Here is a 24,659-nt window from a genome sequence, read left to right on the forward strand (position 1 = left end):
CCCGCAGCTCGACGAGGCGCTTTCAACGTAACACGACGTCCTCGCCGTAGCACGGGCAACGACTATCTGGACGGCATACTGGTCCCCGGCGGTTTCGGTTACGCCGCGCGGGTGCCCGTCCTGGAATGGCTCAGCCAGGACGCGCAGGCGCGGCACATGTCGTGGAACCTCACAGGTGGGAGATTTCTGGAGTACGTGGCCAACAGGTGGCGGCTTGCCATGATCCCGGAACTGGATCCGCACGCGCTGCACGGCGCCGACCCTGCCGCACTCGTTGGCCGGCGCAAGCGGCAGCCGTCATGGCGGTCATCGAGGCGCGTACCGGAGCACGCCTGCCAGGCGACTGATTCGACGAACCCCGTCAGGTGGCCGCGGCACGCTGGTGTAGGCATCGATCCGGTCCACCCGCCTTCCGCCCCGGCGCCGCTTCTCCGCCTGGCTGCCTGCGCAGCGGCACTCTGGGTCGGGCCGCGTCCCGCCGCGGCCTCAACTGCGCGTGCGGTTCAGCATGACCAGCCCGGCGATGAACGACCCGAGCAGGACCGGTGACAGGACCGCGAGGGCGCCCCACACAACGAGGCCGAGATAGCCGAGCGCGGACGAACTGTGCGTCGGGTCGGCGTCAGCGGCCGCGAACAGCCCCAGGCCGAGGACGACGCCGACCACCGTGAGCGCGATCGGCGTCCACAGGAGCACCCGGGCCCACACACGGTACGTCCGACTGTAGACACGCCGGGCCGCCGGCACATTCGGCCGCGGGGGATACCCGACGGATTCGCTCATGCCCCATTTGTACCAGCCGTGTAGGTCCCGCGCAGCCAGGGCCGGTCGTGGCGGTGCGGGGATGGCTAGTGGGTCGTCATGGGGTACAGGTAGACGTTCGGCGTGCATCCGTACTCGCCCAGTTCCCCCGAGATGCGGTCGAAGTCGGTGAACCGGAAGGACGGCCGCATCGCGACGACGCGGTCGCGCGAAAACACCACGCCGACCGCGACGACGAGCTCAGCGCCCCCGTCGGGCCTGCACCACGTCGACAGAGGGTGTATCTGCTCCGGCGGATGACCCCAAGCTGGTCAGGTGCGGGCCCAGACGTAACGACTTGCCGCTGGCCATCCGTTCTGAGCTTCTAACGGCTTCCGCCGTTGCCCGCGGGTGGTGGTCAGACAAGCGGCGCGGCTGCGCACCGAGCCGGATCCGATCACGGCAAACGATGGCCATGTGGGTACCCGTTGTCCAAACGATTTTGGTCCTTTCAGGTCGGCAGGCGCAGTGCTCCAGGCCGGTCGGTGAGGGCACCTTCTCCTTCCTGCCGATCCGTTCGCCGCCGCGGTATCTACCGGCGGCCCGGTGCTACGGTTGGCTCTCTAATACGCACATAAGGGGATGTATGTTCGGCATTGTCCGCCCGTGTCGGCACGTCCTGTGCAAAGGGCTCTACGCGGACTGGATGGGCCACCTGTGCGGGCTCTGCCTGGCGCTCCGCGACGAGCACGGACACCTGTCCCGTCTGGTGACCAACTACGACGGCCTGCTCGTGTCCGTCCTCACCGAAGCCCAGTCGCCCACGTCCACGTCGCGCCGGAGGGCGGGCCCGTGTGCGCTACGCGGCTTCAAGGGCGCCGACGTAGTGGAGTCCGAGGGGGTACGGCTGGCGGCCTCGGTGTCGCTGCTCCTGGCGGCCGGTAAGGTGAGCGACCACGTGGCGGATGGGGACGGCGTGTACGCCCGCCGCCCGGTGGCCGCCGGCGCCACCCGCCTGGCGGGCCGCTGGTCCTCAGCCGGCACGGCCATGGCCGGCACGCTGGAGTTCGACCCCACCCCGCTGACGGCGGCGGCCGACCGCCAGGCCCTCCTGGAACGCGCCCACGCCCAGGCGCCCCCGAGGAGCAGCGCGGCGCCCGGGTTACGAGAGTTGACGGGGCCTACTGAGGACGCCGTAGCCGCCGCGTTCGCGCACACAGCGGTGCTCGCGGGGAAGCCGCACAACCGGGAGGCCCTGGAGGCGGCCGGTCGCGGATTCGGGAAGCTGGCGCACCTGATCGACGCGGTGGAGGACCTGGCAGACGACCGGGCGTCCGGGGCGTACAACCCGCTGGCAGTCACCGGCACCGGCCTGGACGAGGCGCGCCGCCACTGCGACGCCGCGCACGCCGAGCTGCGCGCCGCCGTGGACGAGCTGGACCTGCCCCGACCTGGCCTGACGCGCGCCTTGCTGGTGCGGGAGACCGGCAGCGCCGTCTCCCGAGCCTTCGCCACCGCCGCAACCCACGGCACCGGCCACCCGCCCGGCGACCCCGACGCGCCGCCGGGACAACGGCCGCCGAAGCGGGATCCCGGCGGGCTGCTGTCGCTGGCGTGTGCCGCACTGACCTGCTGCACGTGCGGCCTGTACCGGCCCGCCTGGGACGAGGACCGCGAGGGCTCCTTCTGCGAGCGCTTCGACTGCTCCGGCTACGACTGCTGCGGCAACTGCTGCTCCTGCTGCCCGGGCGAGGACGGCTGTTGCTGTGACGGCTGCGGCTGCGACTGACCGCCGCGGGAGTCACGTCAGCAGGGCCTGGGCGATAAGCCCGGTGGCCGATGCCGAAGCGCCCGGTCAGGATCGCGACCCCCGGAGCTTCTAATCCGACGGTCGCAGGTTCGAATCCTGCAGGGCGCGCTTCTCCACCTGCGGAAACTCCAGCTGCGCCCGTGCGCTGGGGCGGCATGGGGCAAAGCTGAGTCAGCCGCCGAGCGTCCGCTCTAGCGCGGACGCGGCTCTGAGTACCAGCCGGGCCGTTTCCCGGGCGGCTTGGTGAGCCACCTCGGGCAGCACCGAGACGTAGGTGTCGGCGGTCGGCACGATGCTGGCGTGCCCCAGCATCGCCTGCACCACCTTCAGGTCGGTGCGTGCGGCCGGCGCCAGCGTGGCGGCGCCATGGCGTAGATCGTGCAGCCGGATGGGCGGTTGTCCGGAGGCGGTCACCAGCCGGCGGAACCGGCCGGCGAGGTAGTCCGGCCGCAGCGGCGCACCGTCCGCGGTGGTGAACACATATCCCGAGTCCTGCCAGTGTGTGCCCGCCCTCGCGCTCAGCTCCTCTTGCCGCTCGCGGTGCCGGGTCAGCACCCGCACGGTCTCCGCGTCCAGGGCCACCACCCGGCAGCCGGCGGCGCTCTTCGGCGGGCCGACCACGACCTGGCCGTCGGCGTGCACGCGCTGCTGCGCCACCGTCAGCTCCGCGGCCTGCAGGTCGACGTCCGTCCAGCGTAGCCCGGCCAGCTCGCCGCGGCGCAGTCCGCGCAGCGCGGCCGGCCACCAGGCGGCGTACAGGCGGTCCTGCGCGACGCCGGTCAGGAATGCCGCGAGCTGTTGTCCGGTCCAGACCGCCACCGCCGGACGTTCTCCCGCTTGCTGCCACCGGGCCGTCCGCCCGGCGGTCCAGACGACCGGGTGCGGTCGGCGGGGATGGGGGAGTTCGGCTCCGTTGGCCGGATTGACCGGGATCAGCCGGGCACGCACCGCCGCGTTCAGCGCGGTCCGTAAGGTGGCGTGGATCCGCACCACGGTAGCGGGTGACAATCGGCGACCGGTCGGCGAGGGACGGGACGCGAGCGTCGCGAGCAGTACGTTGATGTCGCGAGAGGTGAGCTTTAGCAGCCGGATCCGTCCCAGGTGGGGGGATGAGGTCGAGGCGGATGTGTGTCGCGTAGCCCTGCTGGGTCGACGGACGCAGAGCGTCCTTGGTGGCCGGCCAGCGTGCCAGCCACTGCCCGACGTTGCATCCGGCCCCTGCACCGTCGCGGTCAGCGGTGATCAGAGCCTGGCCAGCGGCCCGGGCTTCCTCGCGGTCGGCATACCCGCCCTGGCGGACGCGCTGCCGCGGCCGCGTACCTGGACCGCGAAATACCAGCTGCCGTGATCGTCATCTACCGGCAGACGCGGACACGTGACGCCTCGCTGACGTCCCGTTTCCGCATCCACACAACCGCATCGCCTACTGACCTGCACACGTGTCTTTGCCATCTGCCCCACCTCCCCCACGGTGTGCGATGACAGACGCGCCGGCAAGGGCTCGCATTCGATCGGGGGTGACCTCAGGTCAAGTGTTCGGGGAAAGGGGGGAAGTTCAATCAATAGAGAGGAGTCCATGAGCTTCGCGGGCCAGGTCTGCCGGTCGGGAAGCAAGCCGTACTGGGAGAACCACCCGGACACTCTACGAAACTGCCAAGCATGCCTTGGGCAGCTCCACGAGTGAGGCTAAATGTCGGTGCCCGTTGATAACTATGGCCCGTCACGTTGACCGACCGACGACGATGGAGCTCCCCCCATGGCCACGGCCACCTTCAGCGACGAGAGCGCCACCGCCAGGTGCTCAGTTGAGATCGCCCTTCCCGCTCGGCCCGACACGAGCCCGGCGCGCGAGCTCGTCCGCCTCGTGCCGCGGGCCGGAGGCTGACATGGGCGTCCTCGACAACTTTCCCCAGTCCTACGGCTATCTGCTCAACTACCGCATCGAGGGGTTGCCGCGTGAGCTCTTCGCCCGGTACGACGCGGGCGGGCGGCCTGGCGCCGACGAGGCCGGGCGCAGGGCGTTCGGCATGTGGGCGCAACTGCGGCTCAGCCTGGGCGACAAGGGCGGCCACGAGTACTCCGAGGAGGTGCTTCGGCTGGTGCATGAGGTGGCCGATGGCGATATCCCCTGGACGTTCGAGGACACGCGTTCTCTGTGGGAGATCGCCGACGCGCTGTCGAGTTGCGGTCACACCGGGCACGCCGAGCTGTACCGGATTCCGCTGGCCGCCATCGCGGCGCTCGGATACTCCGAGCGCCGACAGATCCTTGGTGACGCGCCGCCGTGGCACCCGGCCCACCGCAGCCCGGGCCGGGCCGCGTTAAGCAAGGACCTGGAGCGCGTCCTGACCGAGCCCTCGGAGCACGGGCCGGCCGGGGTCGTGCGCAGCCTGGTCTGGGACGGCGACCCCATCGGCCGTGCCATGGCAGGGAAGTACGCCGCCCGGCTGGCTCACCCCGCCGTGCTGCCTCTGCTGAAACACTGGCGCAAGGCCAAGGCCCACAGGCCCAGCGAACCCTGGCTCGCCAAGGTCCGTACGCTGCTCACCGACGACGGCGTGGCAGTGCTGCGCGAGATCCTCTCCCGCGTGGCCACCCATCGCGAGAGCCGCGAGCCCGGCGGCAGGGTCTTCCTCGCTCGCCACACCGCCCTCCCGCTGCGCGGCATGCTGTGGACCTGTGAGGTGATCGACGCGCCCTGGGTGTCCACGCTGCTCGGCGACGTCGCCATCAACTGCGGCATCGGGCGCAACGGCACCGGCGGCGCTGCCGTCTGCCGCAACGAGAGACTGGCCAACGCCGCACTGAACGTGCTGGCCAAGCGAGGCGGCCTCGACACGGTGGGCGTGCTCGCGCGCGTGCGAGCCAAGCTGCGCAGACCGGCCCTGCTGGCGAAGGTGTCCGATGCCCTCGACGCGGTGGCCGTACAAGAGGGGCTGAGCCACGAACAGCTCGTCGACCGGACGGTCCCGGCCTTCGGGCTCGGCCCTGACGGGGTCCGGGAGGAACAGGCCGGCGACTGCGTCGTCCGGCTCGACGTCGACGGGCCGGTGCTGCGGTTCGTCAACGCGTCCGGGCGCGTCGTCAAGTCCGCGCCCCAGTCCATCCGCAAGGATCCCGTGCTCGCCGATCTCAAGGCCACGCTGAAAGACCTCAAACGCACGCAGGCCGCCGAACGGTTGCGCCTGGAGCAGATGCTCATCGTCGAACGGGAGCTGTCCTGGCAGGAGGCCGAGCGGTACTTCTTCGACCATCCGGTCACCGGCCCCTACACCCGTGCCCTCATCTGGAGGCTCCCCGACGGGTTCGCCGGGCTGCCGGTCAGGAGCGGCGGCTGGGCACTGGCCGGCGCGAGCGGCGGATCCGTGCGTCCGGCCGCCGACACGCCCGTCCGGTTGTGGCACCCAATCCTGGAGAGCGCCGAGGGGGTGCGCGGCTGGCGCGACCACCTGCTGGAGCGGGGGATCAGGCAGCCGTTCAAGCAGGCGTTCCGCGAGGTCTACCTGCTCACCCCGGCCGAGGAGCGCACCCGCACCCACTCCGACCGTTTCAAAGGCCACTTCGTGCGCTATGGGCAGGCCAAGGCGCTGCTGGAGCAGCGCGGCTGGAGCGGGCTGTCGATCGGTCACTGGGACTACGAGTGCGGCGGCGACATTGGGGCGGCCGTCAAGACGCTCGCCGGCTGGCAGGCGAGCTGGGGCATGCGGGTCGCCTCCGACCCCGAGCGGGACGCCTGGGGCACGGCCTCCTGCGCCGCCACCGACGCGATCCGGTTCCGCCACGTGGATCTTCCCGGAGACGCGCCGCTCACCGAAGTGCCGCCGCTGGTGTTGTCGGAGCTGCTGCGCGACGCCGACCTGGCCGTGGGGGTCGGGTCCCTGGGGCTCGACCAGCAGGCGGCGGCCGGGCACGACGGCTACTGGCAGTCGTACGGGTTCGGCGAACTGAGCGAGACCGCTTGCACGCGGCGGGACGCGCTGGCCCGGCTGTTGCCCCGGCTGAAGATCGCCGACCGGGTGGAGCTGACCGACCGGTTCCTGCGCGTGCGCGGGCAACTGCGCACCTATCGGATTCATCTGGGGTCGGGCAACATCCTGATGGAGCCGAACGACGCCTACCTGTGCATCGTCCCGGGCCGCGACCGCTCCGCCTCATCGGTGTTCCTCCCGTTCGAGGAGGACGGCGGAATGTTGTCGGTCATCTTGTCGAAGGCGTTCCTGCTGGCGGACGACACCAGAATCAGCGATCCCAGCATCACCCGCCAGCTCGTCGCTACCTAGGCCCGATGCCTTTGAGGGTGAAGGCGCGGTTCCAGTCGCGCACCCACTTCGGCCCGATGCCCTCCGTGGTGTTCAGCGAAGTGGTGCGGGCGTCGAACGTACCCGTGGGCGGGTCGAAGCCGAACGAGGCGGCGATTCAGTTGGCCCGGTAGCGCGTGGCGAGTCGTGGGCTCTGTCCGCCGAAGGCGGCGAGGTCGGCCTCGAAGACGGCGTCGAGGAGGCCGGTGTCCTCGACGCCGGGGGCGCAGACGACTTCGCCGAGTTCGAGGCCGCGCAGCCCGGCGGTGACGACGTCCTCGGCGCTCATGCGGGGCACGACGCTCATGTCGAGGCCCTGACGTGAGTGGAACTCAGTGGCGACGACGCCCGGGCACAGCACCTGGACCTGGACGCCGGTGCCCTCGAGTTCGGCGCTGAGGGTTTGGGACATGGCCACGAGGTGGGCCAGGGAGCCGGCGTATATGGCGCGGCGCGGCATGACGGACTTGTCGGCGGGACCGCTGAACGCGATCATGCCGGCCACGTTGACGATTTTTCCTTCGCCTCGTTCCTGCATGCCAGCCACTGCGGCGCGGGTGAGCATGGTAGGGGCGACCACCTTGACGTGGACGAGCTCGCGGGCCTTGTCGGCGGGCAGCTCGGCCAGCGGCATGTAGTGGGCGACGCCGGCATTGTTGACGAGCATGGTCAGCGGCTCACTGGCGCAGATTTCTGCGACGGTGTCGACGCCGTCGTCGGTGGACAGGTCGGCGGCGACGGTGCGGACCGTGACGTTTGGGTGGGCGTCGGCGAACTCCTCGAGGCGGTTGTTGTTGCGGCCGACGATGATCAGGTCGTAGCCCTCCGCGGCGAGGCGGTCGGCGAATGCCTTGCCGATGCCGGAGGTGGCGCCGGTGACGAGGGCGAGCTTGCTCATGAGTGCTGTTCCTTTCGGGGATCGGCCGAAGTGGCCGGGGTGGTGCGGCTCTGGTGGAGCCAGGTGTGTCCGGCGTGGTACTGCTGGGCGACGGCCTCGGGCTGGTCGTCACCGAGGTGGTGATGGCCGACGGTGTAGCCCTTGCGGTTCATGTACCAGGCCAGGAACCGGTAGGACGGCCGGTAGTCGGCCTCCTCGCTTGACAAGCCAAAGAAGCATCGTGCCGCCGTCGATTTGTCGCCTCAGACCCTGAACTCAGACACTGCGTTGTGGTTACGCGGCAAGGCCCTGCTTGAGAGCCGCGGCCATGCGGACGACGCGCTCTGCCTGGTGGCGGGCGGCGTTACGGGTTTGGTCGCCGATGGGATTGTTGCCTTGAGCGTCGATGTGAGAGGTGCCGTACGGGTTACCGTCCACGAACTTGACCGGGTCGGTGTAGCCGGGTGAGACGATCAGGCCGCCGAAGTGGTGGATGGAGTTGTACAGGGCCAGCAGCGTCGTCTCCTGGCCGCCGTGGTTGGTCGCCGTGGTGACGAAGCCGCTGTAGACCTTGTCGGCCAGCACTCCCTGCGCCCACAGGCCTCCGAGCGTGTCGATGAACTGCTTCGGCTGGGAGGACACGTTGCCGAACCTGGTCGGCGTACCAAAGATCACAGCGTCGGCCCACTCCACATCGCCGGGGGTGGCCACCGGGATCTCCAAGCTGGCGGCCGCGTGCGCAGCCCATGCCGAGTTGGAGGCGATCGCGGCCTCGGGCGCGAGTTCGGCGGTCTTCAGCAGACGTACTTCCGCGCCGGCCTTTTCGCCTGCCTCGGCGATGTCCTTGGCGATCTGGGCGCTGAACCCGGTGGAGGAGTAGTAGATGACGGCGAGCTTCACAGAGAGGGTCATGATGGGGGTTTGCCTTTCGTATGGGTGGTATCCGGGCGGAGACATCCGTTATCGCGTCCGGCCGGGACATTCGGTGGCATCGACGTGTGTGAGGGAGTGCGGGGCGAGCATGTGGGGGTGAGTCCGCGAAACGTTGCCGAAGATCGTGATGGCGTGCGTCGTGGCTGGAGGCGCCTGGACCTCCCCATCCTGGATGTAGGTGCCGTTGGCAGGTCTGCCATGGCGGCGTGGAGGTAGGTGGGGCTCTCTGGGAGACCGGTGCTTCTGTGGCGCGGTGCGGCCCGGATCACGTCGTGCGCCTCAGCGAAGCAAGATCCCGAGGCCCCCCGACCGCCCACGGCTACCGCGATCCTTGTGCTGGTGCCAAGGGTGATGACCTTGGGGCCTCAAGATCCCGGACGGAGTTGCTCAATGGATATGGCGGTTGGCGCGCACCCGCCATGTGGCTATTTGGTTTCGCGCGATAGATCGTGTCGTTCAGATACTGTCGCGCCTTCGCTTCGTCGGCAGTGCTGTCACCTGATACCGATGAACACGTTGTCGCTGCGGGCTTCCAGGCGGTTGGCCATGTCGCGCCGCCGTTCAGGCTCAGTGCGACGCCGGCAGTCATCAGATGGGGACGACCAGCACCGAGACCATCAAGCCCCGTACCAAGCCGCCCCGCCGTGAACCGTCCCGGACTTGATCACGAATCCAGAGCGAATCACCGACCTGAACATACGCCAACGAAACCGGCTCGGCAGCATCCTCCACGAATACTCATATGCCGCTTGACCTGCATGGACGGAATCGTCGGCAGGCGCAGGTTCCGAGTCTGAACCGCCCGTGAGCGGTCCGGGCTCGGCAATCGCGTCGCTTACGACTCCGCTTCTCGGGGATGGCGAAAGGTGCCCCAGCGGCCGCCTTCATGGGACGACCGCCTCTCCCACTTTCACCGAACCCGATGCCCTAGGCAGGGGGCGGGTTGTCGAGGACGGTCACGCCATACTCAGCGAGGAGGTCGACGTGATCCGCGTCGTGGCGCTCGTCGTCGGCCCCGATCGACTGGAAGTAGCCTTCGAGGGCTCCGGGGTTGTTGATGACCAGGATCTCTGCGGTCGTCGTGACCGGTTGGAGCGTGTGGGGCACAAATCGGGGTGCGTAAATATAGGCGCCGGGTTCGGCGTCGTACACGTCGCACTTGTCGAGCGAGGTCGACCCGAGCCAGAACCGGACGCGGCCGGACAGGATCACCCAGCTCTCGTCCTCTCGACTGTGGGAATGCAGGGGTGGTGCGCCGGCGCGGTCCATGTTCAGACGCGAGACGGTGACTGCTCCATTCGTCTCGGTGGTCGATACGACCTGCTCGATTTCACTGTGGTAGTAGCGGAACACGGAACCGTCGCCCGGGTTACGCACGAGGCCAATGCTCATTCGAACTCCTTTCGGTTTGTCATGTCTTCAAGGTCGCATCGGCGGCATTACGTTCGCGTCGGCGGAAATCGCCTAAGACTCGCTCCCTCGACTACGCATTCCAATGCGACGAGCGTGGGCGGAGCAGATCAACATCACCGCGCTGGAGCCGCGCTGACCAGCGCGGCACATCCCCAGCGCACAACCTCCCGCCAGGGCCATGGCACTACAGTTGCTTCAGGAATCCTCCGTTGATGGCGAAGCCCGCACCGGTCGTGCTGCCCGAGCGTGGGGAGACCAGCAGAGCGACCGCGTCGGCGATCTCCTGGACGTGCGCCATACGCCCGATGGTCAGCCCCTGCGTCTCAGGAACGATCCGGGCGATGACGTCCTCCTTCGACGTCCCGTAGGTGGCGCCGAACACGTCGGCGGCCCCGCCTGGCCTTGTCCACACGTCGCTGAGCGTGGGTCCGGGCGAGACGGTGTTCGCGCGGATGCCCTGGGCGCCGTACTCCTCGGAGACGGCCTTGGTGACGTTGTTCACGGCGGCCTTTGCGGCGCCGTAGTCGACGTTCATGGCGCTGGGCTGCTTGGCCTGGACCGTGGACACGTTCACGATCGAGCCGCCGCCCCGAGCCACCATGACCGGCATCGCAGCGCGCATCATGCGTACGGCCGAGAACAGGTTGAACTCGAACATCGTCCGCCAGTCCGCGTCATCGCAGGTCATGAACCCCCTCCGGGGAATTCCACACCGGGCGGGGGTCCGCCGGCGTTGTTGACCAGGATGTCCACCCTGTCGAACGCCTCCACCGCGCGCGCCACCACCCGCGCGGGCGCTTCTGGATCCATCAGGTCCGCGGAGACATGCACCACGTTGTCGGGGCATTTCTCCGCCCTGGTCCGCGAGGCGGCCACGACGAGTGCCCCCTCCTCGGCCAGGGTGCGGACGATGGCCAGGCCGATGCCCCTGGACGCGCCGGTGACGATGGCGACGCGGCCGGACAGTTCAAGATCCATGAGATTCCTTCGGTGTTCAGACAAATCGCCTCCGTCGATCCGGACCAGCGGTGTGCGCAGGACCGGCGGTTCAAGTCCTCCGCGCAGAAGATGCACAGTCATTTGGTTGTTCGGCACCCGTCAACCAGGAACAGGAGAGATACGAACCAGCTCAACCCGATCAGGCGGTCGCGAGCAAGGATCTCGGCAAGAGGAGAAGGCCCGCGTGCGGGGCGTCTTTCGAGTGGCCGGTTCGTACGCTTGCCGCAGGCGGGTGTCAGCTCGTGGCCTGCCGGAAGAACTCTTCGGCGCTGGTCGGCTTGACGCCGGGGTAGTGGTGGTTGTCGAGCGGGTCGAGCTTGCCCTTCCCGGTGACCACGGCCCAGGTGTACTGCAGGAGGAGGTACTCGAACGGAGTCCGGCACCTTCAGCTACTGGGGTGACGGCGATCAGCCCGTCGACTTCTCCACCTATTCCGACACTGCCGAGTGGCCCGCAGCGGCTCTCGCCCCCTCGACCGCCGGTCGCACCGTGCGGGTTGTCGGGGATGTGCTGACGCTGAAGGAACTGCACCAGGCCATGGAACGAGGCTCGGGACGGCGGCTGGAGGCACGGCGGCTCGGCAGCGCCAACGAGCCCTGCGCCGATAGCCGTGGGCGGTGATGCTGATCCGCGCGTTCACCGGCGGATGGCCGGCGGTCTCGAACGCCTCGTAGTACCTCGTCACCCCGCTGGTGAACTGGCCAACCGGCCCGAGCACCAGGCCGAGTGCCAGGGGCAGTCCCAGTGAACCCGCTCGGAATGCAGAGGCGGGAGTGCCTCCGCTTCCGACCCAGATCGGCAGCTCGCCGACCGGCCGGGGAGCGATGTCGAGTCCAATGAGGTCACGGGTGTGCACGCTGCCCGTTGCGGGTGTCTATGCTCGCGACCTTGATGGTGACGTCCGCGGTGCTTCTGCCGTGCTCCTCCGCGTCGATGTGCACGCCTCCCTCGAACTCGTTGAACTGGCCGCGGACCTTGGTCACCAGCGCGTGCCGGGCGACGAACCCGATCCGAGTGTGGGCGACATCGAGAACGTAGTCGCCGGACAGGCCGGACAGAGCGGTTGTCGTTGCGGTGCTTGTCACGTCGGAACTCCTGAAATCCATGAGCGCCACGATTTTGGTGACGCATCACCTATATGACATGAACCATACATGATGTGTCACCTAACTGCTAGACTGCCCGGGTGGCTGTTACGAATGACATCCCGTGGCTGAACGACGACGAGCAGCGCATGTGGCGGCAATGGATGGGTCTCAACGCGGAGCTTCTGGCAACGCTCAACCGCGAGATGCAGGCCGACACCGGGCTGTCCAACCCGGACTACCAAGTACTCGCCGTGCTGACCGAATCCGCCGAAGGACGCATGCGGATATCCGACCTGGCGACGTCATTGCAGTGGGAGCGCAGCCGGGTCTCCCACCACGTCGCGCGGATGGAGAAACGGGATCTGGTATCCCGACAGGGGTGCCCCGACGACGGCCGTGGCGCCTTCGTCCGCATCACCGAGACCGGACAGGCGGCCATCGAGCAGGCCGCGCCCGGCCATGTACGCGCCGTACGACACCTGGTCTTTGACGCACTCACCGCAGATGAGGTGGCTCAGCTCGGCGAGATCTTCCACCGGTTGCGCACCCGGGTCGGCCTGGCAACCGAATGAAACAGCGCCGGATCCGTCCACCTGCCACACGAAGCCCCGGCCGGCAACGCTTCCGGCCCACGCGCATGAACAAGGCCATTCATGACGCCGCATGTACGAAGAACTGAACCGCGCCGAGTTTGATGGAGCCTCCACGAAAGCCGGGGCGATTCAAGCATGAGCGCGGTGTCGGCCTCACCCGGCCGCAGCAGGCGTATGCTCCCGCCAGCCGTCGGCGAAGTCGCGGACCTGCTTGCCGTGCGGAACTCGCGGCAGGTGCCCGTACGGTCCGTCGTCGCCGTAGAAGTCGATGGTGCGGAGCAGCACCGCTCCTGCGAGGTTCTCGGGATCGGATGCTGCGGATGGCACTAGGTGATCTCCGCACGAACTAGGTGATTATCGCCGATGTGAACCGCACGTGAAGCGGGGCAGGCTGGCGCCATGACACAACAATGCGCTAGGGACGAGGTCGTGGCACGCCTGATCCGTGCCGGCGAGCTGGAGGTGTCGGGCGAGGATCTGTCCGAGGCGGCAACGTACTTCGACACGGAGAAGTTCCGCTTCCATGGGCCGGACGGCTTCGAATCCGACTTCGCCGGGTTGGATGCCTACTTCGCGGCGGTGCGCCAGGCATTCGACGACCGGTCGATCCGGCGTGGCATCGTCGTGGCCGAAGGCGACCGTATGGCCTGCCAGACCTGGATCGAAGGCACCTTCGTCCGTCCTCTCGTCGAGGAGTGGGTACGCACCGACAATCGCGGTCTGTTGCGCCAGTTGGGCGCGGAAGGAAGCTAGCCGGACGGCCATCGAGGGGTAAGGCCGGCGGCGAGATCGCGCAGCAGGCGCAGCAACGCCACCAGCAGCAGCGGAAGCGTGGTCGTTGATCGTCGCGGCCAACAAGCCGACGGTGCTGAACCCCGGCGACCTGCGAGGGTGCAGATCCGTCTCGGGCGCGCGCCCCCACGCGGCACTCCATCCGCGGCCGCTACGCCGAAGGCGACGTCGGTCGCTCCACCATCCATCGCATCATCCACGGGCCGAACGCCTGACCTGCTACTCAGTCGATGTAGTCGTTGATCTGCCTGGCGGTCTTCGCCGTCGGTGCAGGCGACGATGTGAAGTTAATTAGGGAGGTCCACCATGAGCATGCCGGAGTTCTTCGCCACGCCCGGGTACGGCGAGACGCAGTTGGCCAATATGCACTACAACCAGGCGGTGCGAATCGGCGATCGCATTGAGACGTCGGGGCAAGGAGGGTGGGACGACGACTGGAACTTCCCCGAGTCACTCGAGGACGAGATCGTTCAGGCATTCGACAACGTCGAGCGGACCCTTGCCCTCGCCGGCGCCACGTGGCGCGACGTCACCCACGTGAACTCGTACCACATCCCCGACTCCCCCCACTTCATCGGCGAGGTCCACAATCGCGTCATGGTGGAGCAGTTCGGCAAGCGCATGGGCGACAGAGCGCCCATCTGGACCGAAACCGGAGTCCAAGCCCTCGGGGCGCCGAAGATGCGCGTCGAAATCCGTGTCACGGCCATCGTCGGCCACCACAACTGATGGACGGGGCCGAGCACGGCGGCTCGGTAGCACTGCGCCTGCCGGCAACCACATCCGCCCAGGTCAGGACTCTGCGATGGCTTCGCGTGGCGACACGAACTCCAGCCACCAGGAAAGGCGAACGCGTGCGGCATGATGATCGGCCGTGCTCCTTCGCCTGGCTTACCTCACCGTCACGAACACTTTCGCTGCACTGCGGTTACTGCCCATGAGCGATCGGGACAAAGACATGGAGATACTTGCCCTGCGTCACCAGGTCACCGTCCCGGAACAGCAACTCAGCGCCGACACCAGTGGAACGCAGAAGTACTACGTCTACACCACGCCATCCAAGAAGGCTGTCCAGGCGATCAAGGACAAAGGCGAAGACGTTCAGGTCAACCCGTCATATGCAGCCGGATGAATTGCTTACGAGCATCAACCGGGCGCTGACGGGCTGGGCGAGATACTTCCGATGCGGGTGTCCAAGGCCATATTCAACGCGATCGACCACTATGCGTGGGGTCGGATCATGCGCTGGTTACGGGCCAAGTACGAACGCGGGACCCACCGGATCGGAATGCCCGAGCTTCGACGCCGCTTCTGCGACGTCGGGTGGAGGTTCGCCCACAACCGGGTCGTGTTCACCGGCGCCTCCGGAGTCGCTGTGACCCGCTACCGCTACCGCGGGAACACCATCACGACCCCGTGGGACCCGAAACAGGCGAACACCAATGTTGACCCCCGGGAAAAACACGTGGAGCGTTCGATGCGGTGAGAGCCGCACGTCGGGTGCGGGCGGGCGACTCCAGGAAACGGACCGGTGATAACACCGACACCGCGCCCGGGGCTGATCCCACGACCGTCACCCTCAACGGGCAACGTAAGCGCGTCTTGACGCCTCGGGACTGGACATGGCAACCAGCGTAGTGAACAGCTCAAGATCTTTTCGAACCCATTGGCTGGACGACGTGCCCGATCCGGCACCGCCAAACAGACCATGCCGCGCACCGGCCTAGCGTCGGGGGCGGCTTGATCGTTCGTCAGAGCCGAGTGGTTTTGTCCGTGACGGCAACCCGGCGGATCTGATCAGGCGTCATTCCTCTGACGCCTCTCAAGTCCGCGCCTTTCAGGTCCGTCTCGCTCAGGTCCGTCTCGCTCAGGTTCGCCTTGCTCAGGTCCGCCTCGCTCGGGTCCGCCCCGCTCAGGTCAGCCAAGCGGAGATCCGATGCGATGAGATTTGAATTGACCAGGTTCGCGCCGGGAACGCGGATCCCACCGAGGTCGGCATTAAGGGGCAAATAGTACGGTTCGGCGGTTCCACGGCCGATGACGGTCAAGGCGGCCTGGATGTCAGTGGCTGGCTTCGCCGGCGGTTTGGCTTTGAGCTCAGGACCGTGCTCGCGGACGAAGGCTGTCAGCACGTCATAGATGGTGTCGTGGTCGCGCGGGGAGTCTCGGGCCAGGCGTTCCAGCGCGTAGATCGCGCCTAGGCGGACGTCGAGCTTGGCTGGGCCCAGCTGCTCGATGTTCTTGGTGTAGCGGTCGGTGATCTGTACCTCGCGGGTCGCCTCCAGCGTCAGCGCGGTGTATATCAGGCCAAACGCAGTGAAGGCCACGCTCAGCAGGACACCTGTTCCGCTGATCCATTGGGTGCGCGCCTGCTGGCGCTGGATCAGCAGCTCCTCGCGGTCCTTGACCGGTAGCGCGGCCAGCTCTGTCGCGGTGGGCGCCGGCACCCGCCTCGCCCGAGCCCGGTCCATCGTCTGCCGGCTCAGTGCCCAGGCGGCGAGCAGGACGGTGATGATGACCGCCGGAGCACCTGGGGTGAGCTGCGGCCACACCGCTGGGGTCTCGTATGTCTCGTATTCCTGCGGGACCCAGTCCGCCAGTAACTGTCCTGAAACGTACGCCAGTGCGAGCACCACCAGCGTGACCGCTGTCGCCAGCCATGGCCGTCCCGCTCTCCGGGCCTTGAGCGGGTTCAGCTTCATGATCTTCACTGCGGTATTGCACACCGGCCTGGTAGCAGTCCGCCTACAAAACGATGGTTTTGACCTTCGTCATAAGACGCCACAGGTTGTCTGGCCGCTTCCGCCTGAGGGCGTCTTCAGACGGCAGCTCCCACGAAGGCCCATCGGGATCGCCCAATTCCATCCTGGCCGTCATCGAACACACCGGGAGGCGCGTGAGGTCGTGAACGGAGCCGGGTTCGACCTCGGCGATCACAACGGAAGTCCGCCGGGTGCCGACAGTGCCTGGAGGTTGCCGGCGTGCTGGTGGGCCTTGCCGGAATACCAGGCGTCGATGGGTTCACCCTTGACGCTACGGTCTGCTCGGCGCAGCGATAGATCGGGATCAGGGTGCCTGTGGGGTGCGGAAACTCGACTTGGGGCTGCTGCCTGCGATTACACGGTGATCAGGCTTGGCGGTCTGACATGGTCGCAGGCCATGATGTGGTCCCTGCTCTATCTGAGCTCGCCGCGAGCACGGAGGACAAGACTTGCGGCGAGATGCCGGACGCGGCGTGGCATCGTCGTCTTCGCCGGTTGGGACAGGGTGCTGTTGGCCATCTCGTTCGTCCTTCACAGTGTCGTAGGTGCTGAGGAACCTCGCGGTCAGGTGGTAGACGGCTTGCGCCCGGCGGGCACGTACCGTGCAGGCATCGCCGGGATACGCGAGGACTGTTGACGACCTACTCGCACGTAAAGGAGCTCACTAGTTGCCTTCGCAGGCAACTAGTTGACCCTTGGTGTTAACCCGATTCTGCATCTGAGCTCGTCATTGAGGTCTCACGTGGCTGACCCGTCCCGCGCAAAGTATGTAGCGCAGGCGCCAGGCAGCGCCGGGAATAATTGCTTGCGCAGACAGATTTACGGAGGTGTGGATCAGCGGTCGGAGGCGCGCGGCGCCGCAGATCGGAGAGAGGAAACGACATGCCATTCGAGATCGGCATCATGACGTTCGGGGAGTTGACGGAGGACCCGTCCACCGGGGCTCTGCCGTCCCCGCGGCAGCGCGTCCGCGAGACGATCGAGCAGGCGCAGGTCGCCGACCAGGTGGGCCTGGACGTCTTCGGCGTGGGTGAGCACCACCGCACCGACTTCGTCGGATCAGCCCCGGCCATCCTGTTGGCCGCCGCCGCGGAGAAGACCGAGCACATCAAGCTGACGAGTTCGGTCACGGTGCTCAGCTCGGAGGACCCCGTACGCGTGTGGGAGCAGTTCGCCACGATCGACCTGCTGTCCGCCGGCCGCGCCGAGATCATCGCCGGTCGCGGCTCCTACACTGAGTCCTTCCCGCTGTTCGGGTACGACCTGAAGGACTACGCGGACCTGTTCCGCGAGAAGCTCGACCTGCTGCTGAAGATCCGCGACCAGAACCCGCTCACCTGGCAGGGCCGCTTCCGCGCACCGCTGGTCGACGCTGACATCGCACCCCGCGCCGACGGCGACACCATCCCGATCTGGGTCGGGGTCGGCGGATCGCCCGCGTCGGCCATCAGCACCGGCCACCTCGGCCTGCCCATGGCCCTGGCCCTGTTGCTCGGACCGATGACCTACCACGAGGAGACAGTCCAGCTCTACCGAGCGGCCGCAGCGAAGGTCGGGCACGACGCGAACGCGCTGCCGATCAGCATGAACTCGCACGGGTTCGTCGGGCGGACCAGCCAGGGCGCACGCGACACCATGTACCCCTACTTCGCCAGGGGCATGACGGAGAACAACCACCAGCGCGGCGTCGGCCTCCGGCTTCCCCGGGCCGCGTTCGACGCGCAGTCGTCGCCCGCGGCCGGACTGCTGGTCGGCAGCCCGCAGGAGATCATCGACAAGCTGCTCACCTACCACGAGCTGTACGGCATCAACCGCGCCATCATCCAGATGGGCTTCGGCGGCATGCCGCAGAAGGAGCACCTCGAGGCGATCGAACTGCTCGGCACCGAGGTGGCACCTGTCGTGCGCCGCGAGGTCGCATTGCGCGAGAAGAGCGCGGCATGACCGCCGTTGCGGACACCGGTCCGCTCCTACGCGTCGTCGTCGTCAACGGCAGCCCGAGCCAGCCGTCCAAGACGATGGGACTGGTCGACGTTGTCCTCGACACCCTGAAGGACATGCTCCCTATCGAGGCGTCCCGGGTTGACGTGTACCGCTTGGGCGCGGGGTTCACCGGAGCGATCGAGCGCGATGACCTCTCGCCCGAGGTTGAAGACTCGCTCCGGCTCGCCGAGGATGCCGATCTCCTCATCGCCGCCGCACCTGTGTTCCGAGGTACGTACCCCGGCATGTTCAAGCACTTCTTCGACCTTGTCGACCAATACGCACTTGCGAACAAGCCCGTCCTCCTTGCCGCGACGGGCGGAGGTGACCACCATGCGCTTGTCCTGGAGCACGCCTTGCGGCCACTGTTCGCCTTTTTCCAGGCGTTGACGATCCCGGTCGCGTTCTTCGCCTCCGCCGGAGACTTCGACGGCACGACACTGCTCAACCCCCGCATCTACGGACGCATCGAGGTCGGACTCACTGACGTCGCAGACCTTCTCAGAGCTCGCGCGACGGGGTCTGGGGCAACACAGGGCCGCGGACCAGCGAATGGCCGGCCCCGTGCAAAGCCGCTTGGCCTCTCTTCGAGCGCATCCAGCAGAGAGAGACTCGTCCAACCAGTCCTGCGGGCCAGTTCTCCTAGCCGCACATGAATCGCTGTCCGGTGTTCAGCCGGGGGCTGCCGCATTCAGCGGGTCCCCGTTCCGTCTCACCCTTACAGGGAGCATCCATGTCTACTGTGTTCGTGGCCGGCGCCACCGGCCGCCTGGGCCGTCTGATCATCGACAGTCTGCGCCGACGGGACGTGCAGGTCCGCGCCAGGAGGTCATCATCGACGGCCAGGTCAACCTGCTGCGTGCCGCCGAGCAGGCCGGCGTTCCGCGCTGGATCCCCTCAGACTTCTCCCTCGGTATAGACCGACTCGACTACGGCGACAACGACTTCGCCGACCTGCGCAGGAAGGCCGCCGAGGCATTCCGAGGCAGCAGCGTGGCAACCACGACGGTCCTCTGCGGCGCCTTCCTGGAGGTGCTGAACATGCCCTTCTACCGGTGGGTCGACTGGGAGACCGGCACCTTCAGTTACTGGGGTGACGGGGACCAGCCCGTCGACTTCTCCACTTACGCCGATACTGCCGAGTGGACCGTCGAAGCGGCTCTCGACCCCTCGGCCGCCGGACGCACCGTGCGAATGGCCGGGGATGTGCTGACGCTGAAGGAACTGCACCAGGCCATGGAGCGCGGCTCGGGGCGACGGCTCGAGGCACGGCGGCTCGGCAGCACCGACGACCAGCGCCGAAGAGTACTTCCGGCAGGCCATGAGCTGACACCCAGCAGGGCGAATCAGGAGTCGGCAGCCGCGGAAGACGACCCGCGCGGAGCACTGGTGCGGTCCGACGGGTCGGCCGAAATGACGACATCCGTGCTGCTGGCGGCCTGATCAACCACTTGACCTGGCGGACGCCGGAACCCGGACCAGGGTGCCCGCCAGGTCTTCTGACTCGGCGTCTTTTGATCGTCTTGTGGTTAGAGTGGCCGCACTGGCTGCATGAAAACCGGGTGTCCCAGTCCAGTTTCCTGCTCACTTTTTTGGCCACCAGCTACGAGGACATTCCGGACTCGGCTCCGTCGTCACCAACGGGGGCCGACTACTGTTGCTTCGCACGACTCACACCGGAGTCGAGATCAGCACGGACTTGGGTGGGGTCTGCTGCCCGACCTGGCCGGATTACCCGTTGCGGATCGGCGCGCGTGGCTGGGACAACCAGCTCTGGCGGCCCGGCGACGACCCTCACCATCCGGTTGCCCTGGCGATCCGGCAGGCGGCCTCGCCGCCGCTTGGATCCTGCTGCCGGACGGCACCGGCGCCCGCCTCCATGGCGCTTACCCACTCCGGACGCCGCGACCCTGCGCCGTGCCCGCGGAGTGGCGATGCTGCGCGCCCCCAGCGGCATCCTCGTCGGAGAAGCCGGCGTCCACGGCCGCCCAGTCGGCAATTCCATAGAGCCCACCCGCCCACGCCGCGCAACGACGCCCCATCGCAACGGCCCATTGCTGATCAATCGCCTCCGCACACGCCCGAATACCTTCGCGCCGATGCCGGCCATGCACGGCATGCTGACGTCTACGTGCCTGACGTGCCTTATCGAGCTTCATGCGGCTGACCAGCAAGTTCGTTTGACAACCCCAGATAACGATGGGCCCGGGTCTCCTCGCGCTCGACGTCGGGGCGAGCAGGACACGCACCGGCTTGCCAACGCCATGTCCCCGCCGCGAACAAGGTTTGCTGCGCAGGCAGACACATCGGTTGGTTCTCGAGATGACCTGTCGATACCGTGCTGCTCATGGCGACCGACAGGCTGCGAGAGCTTGAAGACCAGGCATGGCGGGGGTTCCTGCTCACCCACGATCGAATCTGGCGTGAGATCGAGGCCGGCCTCGCTCCGCTGAACGTGAGCATGGCCGAGTACAGCGTGCTGGCACTGCTGGGCGAGGCCGGTCGGAACGGCATGCGGATGTCAGAGCTCGCCCAGCAGCGCCTGATGTCCACCGGCGGGTTCACCCGGCTCGCCGACCGGCTCGAGCGTCGTGGCCTGATCGAGAGGCGACGGACGGCCGACGACGGACGTGGCTTCACGGCGGTCCTGACCAAAGACGGGAGGGCGCTCATGCGCAAGGCATGGCGCCAGCAGCACAGCGACCTGCGCAGGCTCTTCTTCGACCGGCTCGACGACGAGCACCTGCGCAACCTCGCCGAAGTCTGGGCGCGGCTCGACCCGGACGACGAGGGCGTGCTGAATCGGCGCTCCTCGTAGCCCGCTGGGTGTGTCACACCCAGCGGACGGGCACCTTCCTGAGCCCTGGGGCGGCGACGCATCCGAGTTGTCAGCAGGTCGTCACTACCGCAGGTCGGTCTGATGGCCGTCCTCTGCCGCGACGGGAGCGAATACAACACTGCCCGCGTGTGCTCGGCTCGGGTGAAACCGCGCAGCGGGCTGATGGCCACGATGCCCGCCTCGACGGTCCAGGTCGCGGCGACCCGGCCGCCCACCAGCACGACACGCGCGCCTGAGACGGCCGGGCCGCAGCGCCACCGGCCAGAACCTGCACGGCCTCTCCACGCCTCGCGCGCCGCCATGCCCCTCGTATCCTCAGGACGACGGAGGTCTCGCGCACGGCCGAGGTCCCGAGATGGCGGCGAGCACCGCAGGGAAGAGGATGAAAAGCGCCGAGCCCAGCGTGACGGGACATCAACGACATCTCCCGACAGCATCTGGGACACGAAGCACCCCTCCAACCCGATGGCAATGGCCGCAATGCCGAGAGCCGGGTGGGGGTCAGGTGCGCCGCGCATGCCGGCACGGCGCGCCAACCGGAACGCCCTACTGTCGTCCCGCACTTGGCAAATCAGCCATGCCGAGCCACAGTACGGGATGCCTTCGGTCCGGACTCGGCACCCTGGCTCCCGCCACCGCCGGTGTCGGCCCTGGGCGGCGCGAAGGTCGTGCTCGCCACCGCGGCTGGCTCCGACGCCATGGGCGCCACCATCGACGGGCTGCGTCACAACGGCGAGCTCATCGTGCTCGGCGCAACGCCGAAATCCATCCAGGTCAGCCCGTTCCAGCTCATCGCGCGGCGAGTAGGTCCGTGCAGGGCCACCCGTCCGGCACCGCCCGCAATGTCGAGGAGAACCTGCGCCTCGCCGCACTGACGGGCGTGCAGCCCATGATCGAGACCAGCCCTCTGGACGAGGTAGAGGCTGCCTACGACCGCATGCTGTCCGGCGACGGCGCGCGCTGTTGGGAAAGATCGGCTTACCGCGGACGAGATCCTCAACCACCGTCTCGCCCCCATCCGGCGTACGGAACCGCAGCGCCCGCCCTCCGACGAACTCCAGCCCCTGCTCGCAGCAGAACCCGTCATACCCCCAGGTGCTCGGACCCTGTCCGCTCTTGAACTGCTCGCAAGTGCAGTCGCAGTAGTACGCCCGGCTGGCCGGGTACAGCCGCAGGACCGCTTTCCGGTGCCGGGTGGCATTGTCCGACTGGAAATACGGGCACTCGAAGACCGGACCCGCGGCGCTGATCCCGGTCGCCGCCAAGGCGTCGATGATTGCCCTGAGTCCGCTCCGGCCGGTTACGGCCGTGTCTGTGTCCTCGACACGGAGCACGAACGTGTCTCCGGATTGTCGCGCCACCGCCCAGGTGTACGGAGCCGACAGCGCCCCACCCACATGGAACATCCCAGCAGGGGAGGCCGCAAAATGTACGCGAGCCGGAGACCTGGACACGCGGTAACCTACCGACTGAGCTGCGGAAGGTCCGGTGACTATCCGCTGCATACGAGCCCTGGTTAGTCGGTGACCGTGATCTTCACGCGGACGGCGCCGTCGTTGTCGCGGAGGCAACCGTCGGCGTCGTTGATGCGCAACTGGAGGAAGCCTTCCTGGCGCGCCCGGATGGAGGCCCTGGTGCCGACTCTGTAGTGGTCTCCGTTGACCTTCGCGATCAGCGTGCCGTACGTGTACTGGCTGAGGATCTTGCATCCCTGGTAGATCTCGCTGTCGATGTGCCAGGGGTAGCCGCGCGAGGACACATAGGGGAACTCGCGGTGGTCGACCGTCCACCGGCCACTGACGTAGTAGATCTGCACCAGGTCACCGGGTTCGACGTACACGCCGGCGTTCTGCCAGCCGCTCTCGGCACTGATCCATTTGCTTTTGCCGTACTGCGACTCCGTGGCCGAGGCGGGCGAGGCACCGGCGAGGACACAGCTCCCGGTGGCGAGCGTGGCGAGGAACAGGGTGGCCAGCTTTGATCGCATCTATGGATGCCCCTTCTCGATCTGTTTATGTTTTGTCGTACATCTGGGTTGGAAAGCGCCCGGGGAAGGAAGGTTCGCGGCCCTGCGATCTAAACCACATGTCCGCGAGTCGCTGATCCCTTGGCGAGCCGATTGTCGCCAGGGATGAAACGTTTGCATGAGGACCCCGCACGGCCGTGGACGACCGCGATGCTCGCCTCCGCTATTGCGGTGTCCGCGGCCAGGGCCGAAGCGTTCTCGGCTGGTGGGGCACACGCGGGCTCGCGTGAGGTCGATAGGTGCGGCCACTGGAGTCGGCCGCGCGGTGGGGCGCAGTTCCCGTCGCTGGAATGCCGTTGATCCCCGACGAGTTGTCAGTGAAGTCCCAGAGGTTTCACTTTTCAAGCAGGAAGGCTCTTGAGGGCCCTCCTAAGTCATCGATGTATTCGATTACCACATTGTTGTTCCCTGTGGAGACGAGGTCGACCCGTAGATGGCCACGCTCATCGTGCCGCCGTCCGCGAAGCAGCGGCGGTCCAGACCATTTTGAATTCGCAGAAATTCACGACTGTACGACACGTTGCAGTCTGCGTGGTTGATAGCGAATGCGGGGGAGGGGAGGGGCCACCATGACCGCCAGTGCGGCTGCGTAGCTGGCGAGGGCCTTACGCAGGTACGACTTCATAGCGTTCTCTTTCTGGGGAGCGATCTCGCACCGGTGAGCGTATACGGGGCCTGAACTTACAAACCAGTCCACTTCCCTGCTCATCTCTTGCTCACCGGGGCTCAACAGGGCCGACGCGTTCTCGGCTGGTGTGTGCGCCTGCGGGAATGACCCGGCTGGGTGGTTGAGAACAGGCCCTCGTCCCCATCCATGGCGAACTTCCGCAGATGCTCCTCGTGTTCACCGTGCCGGCCGCACTGTCGGGCATGGAACGCGAATTCTCGGAGGTCACGCCTGGAAGGTGGTTCGGAGAGGGCGTCGATCTCGGAACCACGGAGAAGACGGCCGGGCGGATCACCAGCACTCGCCCTGGCACGTACGGGCGCAGGTGCGACGGTGACATGCGGGCGACCATCTGCTCCGGCTCCGCCTGTGGCAGCGTCGGCAGCGAATGAATCGCCATCCCGGCCTTGGCGCTGACGTAGTGCGTCTGGCCGCGGGTGCCGTCGAAGACGGAACCGGAGCAGAAGTTGATCAAGTGGCCCCAGCCTCGGTGCTTCATCAGCGGCAGCAGCGCCTGCACGATGAGGTGGGGCCGGCCAGGTTGATGTCGAGCACGCGGCGCCAACGGTTGTAGCGGGAAGTGGCCGGCGGCATTGAGGATCACATCGGCATGGCCGGCGACGTCGCGGGCGATTTCGGCCGGTCGCGCTACGCCCGATTCGGCGGAGAGGTCGGCCGCGACGGATGCAGCGCGCTGTGGTGGTCGGTCCGCTTGGTCAGCCGCTTCAGTGCCTCGTCGCTGAGGTCGGTGGCGATGACGGTGTCAGCGTTGTCCAGGAAACGCGCGGTCAGTGGCGTGCCGCCGCCTCTCGCCGCTCCGGTCATGACGATGACTTGG

Annotated in this window: 27 protein-coding genes, 1 tRNA gene and 1 pseudogene; 14 read left to right on the top strand and 15 right to left on the bottom strand. The window is 67.3% G+C overall.

All coding sequences use genetic code 11. From position 1 onward, the window contains the following. Positions 1-486: 486 nt before the first annotated feature. Together ACWDRB_RS32075 and ACWDRB_RS32080 are read right to left on the bottom strand one after the other, a co-directional pair. Positions 487-783 carry a hypothetical protein gene (locus tag ACWDRB_RS32075; RefSeq protein WP_364245808.1) on the bottom strand — a complete coding sequence of 99 codons (297 nt, stop codon included), beginning with the start codon at positions 781-783 and terminating at the stop codon, positions 487-489. A 65-nt stretch (positions 784-848) separates the two neighbouring features. Beyond that, a complete protein-coding gene (locus ACWDRB_RS32080) occupies positions 849-980 on the bottom strand; it encodes a hypothetical protein (protein WP_449899982.1) in 132 nt (43 codons plus the stop codon). 407 nt (positions 981-1,387) lie between these two features. On the opposite strand from ACWDRB_RS32080, the gene ACWDRB_RS32085 reads away from it, so the two are divergent. Together ACWDRB_RS32085 and ACWDRB_RS32090 are read left to right on the top strand one after the other, a co-directional pair. Then, positions 1,388-2,530, top strand: a complete 1,143-nt coding sequence (locus tag ACWDRB_RS32085) for a DUF5685 family protein (protein WP_449899984.1) — start codon at positions 1,388-1,390, stop codon at positions 2,528-2,530. 58 nt (positions 2,531-2,588) lie between these two features. Next, positions 2,589-2,659, top strand: a tRNA-Arg gene (locus tag ACWDRB_RS32090). 63 nt (positions 2,660-2,722) lie between these two features. On the opposite strand, the gene ACWDRB_RS32095 is transcribed toward ACWDRB_RS32090, so the two are convergent. Continuing rightward, positions 2,723-3,541: a tyrosine-type recombinase/integrase gene (locus ACWDRB_RS32095; protein ID WP_449899987.1), complete on the bottom strand. Its 819-nt coding sequence runs from the start codon at positions 3,539-3,541 to the stop codon at positions 2,723-2,725. Between the two features lie 766 nt (positions 3,542-4,307). On the opposite strand from ACWDRB_RS32095, the gene ACWDRB_RS32100 reads away from it, so the two are divergent. Both ACWDRB_RS32100 and ACWDRB_RS32105 read left to right on the top strand, forming a co-directional pair. Continuing rightward, a complete protein-coding gene (locus ACWDRB_RS32100; protein WP_449899989.1) occupies positions 4,308-4,436 on the top strand; it encodes a hypothetical protein in 129 nt (42 codons plus the stop codon). Between the two features lies 1 nt (position 4,437). After that, a complete protein-coding gene (locus tag ACWDRB_RS32105; RefSeq protein WP_449899991.1) occupies positions 4,438-6,831 on the top strand; it encodes a DUF4132 domain-containing protein in 2,394 nt (797 codons plus the stop codon). A 136-nt stretch (positions 6,832-6,967) separates the two neighbouring features. On the opposite strand, the gene ACWDRB_RS32110 is transcribed toward ACWDRB_RS32105, so the two are convergent. The 7 genes from ACWDRB_RS32110 to ACWDRB_RS32140 all read right to left on the bottom strand — a co-directional run bounded on the left by ACWDRB_RS32110 (position 6,968) and on the right by ACWDRB_RS32140 (position 12,156). Beyond that, positions 6,968-7,747: an SDR family NAD(P)-dependent oxidoreductase gene (locus ACWDRB_RS32110; protein WP_449899993.1), complete on the bottom strand. Its 780-nt coding sequence runs from the start codon at positions 7,745-7,747 to the stop codon at positions 6,968-6,970. After that, positions 7,744-7,953, bottom strand: a complete 210-nt coding sequence (locus ACWDRB_RS32115; protein ID WP_449899995.1) for a hypothetical protein — start codon at positions 7,951-7,953, stop codon at positions 7,744-7,746. The genes ACWDRB_RS32110 and ACWDRB_RS32115 overlap by 4 nt, the downstream gene beginning before the upstream one ends. Before the next feature lie 67 nt (positions 7,954-8,020). Beyond that, a complete protein-coding gene (gene wrbA, locus ACWDRB_RS32120; protein ID WP_449899997.1) occupies positions 8,021-8,638 on the bottom strand; it encodes an NAD(P)H:quinone oxidoreductase in 618 nt (205 codons plus the stop codon). A 948-nt stretch (positions 8,639-9,586) separates the two neighbouring features. Further along, a complete protein-coding gene (locus tag ACWDRB_RS32125; RefSeq protein WP_449899999.1) occupies positions 9,587-10,051 on the bottom strand; it encodes a cupin domain-containing protein in 465 nt (154 codons plus the stop codon). A 205-nt stretch (positions 10,052-10,256) separates the two neighbouring features. Beyond that, on the bottom strand, positions 10,257-10,760 hold the full coding sequence (locus ACWDRB_RS32130; RefSeq protein WP_449900002.1) for an SDR family NAD(P)-dependent oxidoreductase: 504 nt from the start codon (positions 10,758-10,760) through the stop codon (positions 10,257-10,259). After that, the gene (locus ACWDRB_RS32135; protein WP_449900005.1) at positions 10,757-11,050 is read right to left on the bottom strand and encodes an SDR family NAD(P)-dependent oxidoreductase; all 294 of its coding nucleotides are present in this window, start codon (positions 11,048-11,050) and stop codon (positions 10,757-10,759) included. Before ACWDRB_RS32135 ends, ACWDRB_RS32130 begins: the two co-directional genes overlap by 4 nt. An 863-nt stretch (positions 11,051-11,913) precedes the next feature. Continuing rightward, positions 11,914-12,156 carry a YceI family protein gene (locus ACWDRB_RS32140; protein WP_449900007.1) on the bottom strand — a complete coding sequence of 81 codons (243 nt, stop codon included), beginning with the start codon at positions 12,154-12,156 and terminating at the stop codon, positions 11,914-11,916. Positions 12,157-12,257: 101 nt separating this feature from the next. Here ACWDRB_RS32140 and ACWDRB_RS32145 point away from each other — a divergent pair, with 101 nt between their 5' ends. Beyond that, complete coding sequence (locus ACWDRB_RS32145; RefSeq protein WP_449900009.1) at positions 12,258-12,731, top strand: MarR family winged helix-turn-helix transcriptional regulator; 474 nt, start codon at positions 12,258-12,260, stop codon at positions 12,729-12,731. 174 nt (positions 12,732-12,905) lie between these two features. Here the strand turns inward: ACWDRB_RS32145 and ACWDRB_RS32150 are convergent, their stop codons facing one another. Then, positions 12,906-13,079, bottom strand: coding sequence for a hypothetical protein (locus ACWDRB_RS32150; protein ID WP_449900011.1), 174 nt, complete (start codon positions 13,077-13,079; stop codon positions 12,906-12,908). A gap of 102 nt (positions 13,080-13,181) precedes the next feature. Here ACWDRB_RS32150 and ACWDRB_RS32155 point away from each other — a divergent pair, with 102 nt between their 5' ends. The 4 genes from ACWDRB_RS32155 to ACWDRB_RS32170 all read left to right on the top strand — a co-directional run bounded on the left by ACWDRB_RS32155 (position 13,182) and on the right by ACWDRB_RS32170 (position 15,030). Beyond that, complete coding sequence (locus ACWDRB_RS32155; protein WP_449900013.1) at positions 13,182-13,505, top strand: hypothetical protein; 324 nt, start codon at positions 13,182-13,184, stop codon at positions 13,503-13,505. A gap of 345 nt (positions 13,506-13,850) precedes the next feature. Next, a complete protein-coding gene (locus ACWDRB_RS32160; protein WP_449900015.1) occupies positions 13,851-14,273 on the top strand; it encodes a Rid family hydrolase in 423 nt (140 codons plus the stop codon). A 145-nt stretch (positions 14,274-14,418) separates the two neighbouring features. Continuing rightward, on the top strand, positions 14,419-14,676 hold the full coding sequence (locus ACWDRB_RS32165; protein WP_449900017.1) for a hypothetical protein: 258 nt from the start codon (positions 14,419-14,421) through the stop codon (positions 14,674-14,676). 57 nt (positions 14,677-14,733) lie between these two features. Further along, the gene (locus ACWDRB_RS32170; protein WP_449900084.1) at positions 14,734-15,030 is read left to right on the top strand and encodes a hypothetical protein; all 297 of its coding nucleotides are present in this window, start codon (positions 14,734-14,736) and stop codon (positions 15,028-15,030) included. Positions 15,031-15,295: 265 nt separating this feature from the next. On the opposite strand, the gene ACWDRB_RS32175 is transcribed toward ACWDRB_RS32170, so the two are convergent. After that, the gene (locus ACWDRB_RS32175) at positions 15,296-16,246 is read right to left on the bottom strand and encodes a pentapeptide repeat-containing protein (RefSeq protein WP_449900081.1); all 951 of its coding nucleotides are present in this window, start codon (positions 16,244-16,246) and stop codon (positions 15,296-15,298) included. A gap of 942 nt (positions 16,247-17,188) precedes the next feature. Between ACWDRB_RS32175 and ACWDRB_RS32180 the strand changes: the two genes are divergently transcribed. The 4 genes from ACWDRB_RS32180 (at position 17,189) to ACWDRB_RS32195 (ending at position 21,107) form a co-directional block, all read left to right on the top strand. Continuing rightward, a complete protein-coding gene (locus tag ACWDRB_RS32180) occupies positions 17,189-18,250 on the top strand; it encodes an LLM class flavin-dependent oxidoreductase (RefSeq protein WP_449900019.1) in 1,062 nt (353 codons plus the stop codon). Then, complete coding sequence (locus tag ACWDRB_RS32185; RefSeq protein ID WP_449900022.1) at positions 18,247-18,945, top strand: NAD(P)H-dependent oxidoreductase; 699 nt, start codon at positions 18,247-18,249, stop codon at positions 18,943-18,945. The genes ACWDRB_RS32180 and ACWDRB_RS32185 overlap by 4 nt, the downstream gene beginning before the upstream one ends. After that, positions 18,842-19,732, top strand: coding sequence for an NmrA family NAD(P)-binding protein (locus tag ACWDRB_RS32190; RefSeq protein WP_449900024.1), 891 nt, complete (start codon positions 18,842-18,844; stop codon positions 19,730-19,732). The genes ACWDRB_RS32185 and ACWDRB_RS32190 overlap by 104 nt, the downstream gene beginning before the upstream one ends. Positions 19,733-20,636: 904 nt before the next feature. Continuing rightward, complete coding sequence (locus ACWDRB_RS32195) at positions 20,637-21,107, top strand: MarR family winged helix-turn-helix transcriptional regulator (RefSeq protein WP_449900025.1); 471 nt, start codon at positions 20,637-20,639, stop codon at positions 21,105-21,107. Positions 21,108-22,240: 1,133 nt separating this feature from the next. Here the strand turns inward: ACWDRB_RS32195 and ACWDRB_RS32200 are convergent. Both ACWDRB_RS32200 and ACWDRB_RS32205 read right to left on the bottom strand, forming a co-directional pair. Then, positions 22,241-22,633: pseudogene (locus tag ACWDRB_RS32200) on the bottom strand (glutamate--tRNA ligase family protein); the annotation flags it as partial. 11 nt (positions 22,634-22,644) lie between these two features. Then, a complete protein-coding gene (locus ACWDRB_RS32205; RefSeq protein WP_397366639.1) occupies positions 22,645-23,115 on the bottom strand; it encodes a hypothetical protein in 471 nt (156 codons plus the stop codon). A gap of 870 nt (positions 23,116-23,985) precedes the next feature. Here ACWDRB_RS32205 and ACWDRB_RS32210 point away from each other — a divergent pair. Then, entirely contained in the window at positions 23,986-24,213 is a 228-nt protein-coding gene (locus tag ACWDRB_RS32210) for a hypothetical protein (protein ID WP_449900028.1), read from the top strand. A 256-nt stretch (positions 24,214-24,469) separates the two neighbouring features. Here ACWDRB_RS32210 and ACWDRB_RS32215 read toward each other — a convergent pair whose 3' ends face one another. After that, positions 24,470-24,646 carry a hypothetical protein gene (locus tag ACWDRB_RS32215; protein ID WP_449900030.1) on the bottom strand — a complete coding sequence of 59 codons (177 nt, stop codon included), beginning with the start codon at positions 24,644-24,646 and terminating at the stop codon, positions 24,470-24,472. Between the last annotated feature and the right edge of the window lie 13 nt (positions 24,647-24,659).

The organism is Nonomuraea sp. NPDC003707, from assembly GCF_053587055.1.

What these genes read in the sequence shown, in the direction of transcription:
- ACWDRB_RS32075 (WP_364245808.1), bottom strand. Translation starts at nt 783, where the DNA reads ATGAGCGAATCCGTCGGGTATCCCCCGCGGCCGAATGTGCCGGCGGCC.
- ACWDRB_RS32085 (WP_449899984.1), top strand. Translation starts at nt 1,388, where the DNA reads ATGTTCGGCATTGTCCGCCCGTGTCGGCACGTCCTGTGCAAAGGGCTC.
- ACWDRB_RS32100 (WP_449899989.1), top strand. Translation starts at nt 4,308, where the DNA reads ATGGCCACGGCCACCTTCAGCGACGAGAGCGCCACCGCCAGGTGCTCA.
- ACWDRB_RS32105 (WP_449899991.1), top strand. Translation starts at nt 4,438, where the DNA reads ATGGGCGTCCTCGACAACTTTCCCCAGTCCTACGGCTATCTGCTCAAC.
- ACWDRB_RS32110 (WP_449899993.1), bottom strand. Translation starts at nt 7,747, where the DNA reads ATGAGCAAGCTCGCCCTCGTCACCGGCGCCACCTCCGGCATCGGCAAG.
- wrbA (WP_449899997.1), bottom strand. Translation starts at nt 8,638, where the DNA reads ATGACCCTCTCTGTGAAGCTCGCCGTCATCTACTACTCCTCCACCGGG.
- ACWDRB_RS32125 (WP_449899999.1), bottom strand. Translation starts at nt 10,051, where the DNA reads ATGAGCATTGGCCTCGTGCGTAACCCGGGCGACGGTTCCGTGTTCCGC.
- ACWDRB_RS32130 (WP_449900002.1), bottom strand. Translation starts at nt 10,760, where the DNA reads ATGACCTGCGATGACGCGGACTGGCGGACGATGTTCGAGTTCAACCTG.
- ACWDRB_RS32135 (WP_449900005.1), bottom strand. Translation starts at nt 11,050, where the DNA reads ATGGATCTTGAACTGTCCGGCCGCGTCGCCATCGTCACCGGCGCGTCC.
- ACWDRB_RS32160 (WP_449900015.1), top strand. Translation starts at nt 13,851, where the DNA reads ATGAGCATGCCGGAGTTCTTCGCCACGCCCGGGTACGGCGAGACGCAG.
- ACWDRB_RS32175 (WP_449900081.1), bottom strand. Translation starts at nt 16,246, where the DNA reads ATGAAGCTGAACCCGCTCAAGGCCCGGAGAGCGGGACGGCCATGGCTG.
- ACWDRB_RS32180 (WP_449900019.1), top strand. Translation starts at nt 17,189, where the DNA reads ATGCCATTCGAGATCGGCATCATGACGTTCGGGGAGTTGACGGAGGAC.
- ACWDRB_RS32185 (WP_449900022.1), top strand. Translation starts at nt 18,247, where the DNA reads ATGACCGCCGTTGCGGACACCGGTCCGCTCCTACGCGTCGTCGTCGTC.
- ACWDRB_RS32190 (WP_449900024.1), top strand. Translation starts at nt 18,842, where the DNA reads ATGGCCGGCCCCGTGCAAAGCCGCTTGGCCTCTCTTCGAGCGCATCCA.
- ACWDRB_RS32195 (WP_449900025.1), top strand. Translation starts at nt 20,637, where the DNA reads ATGGCGACCGACAGGCTGCGAGAGCTTGAAGACCAGGCATGGCGGGGG.
- ACWDRB_RS32205 (WP_397366639.1), bottom strand. Translation starts at nt 23,115, where the DNA reads ATGCGATCAAAGCTGGCCACCCTGTTCCTCGCCACGCTCGCCACCGGG.
- ACWDRB_RS32210 (WP_449900028.1), top strand. Translation starts at nt 23,986, where the DNA reads ATGCTCCTCGTGTTCACCGTGCCGGCCGCACTGTCGGGCATGGAACGC.
- ACWDRB_RS32215 (WP_449900030.1), bottom strand. Translation starts at nt 24,646, where the DNA reads ATGACCGGAGCGGCGAGAGGCGGCGGCACGCCACTGACCGCGCGTTTC.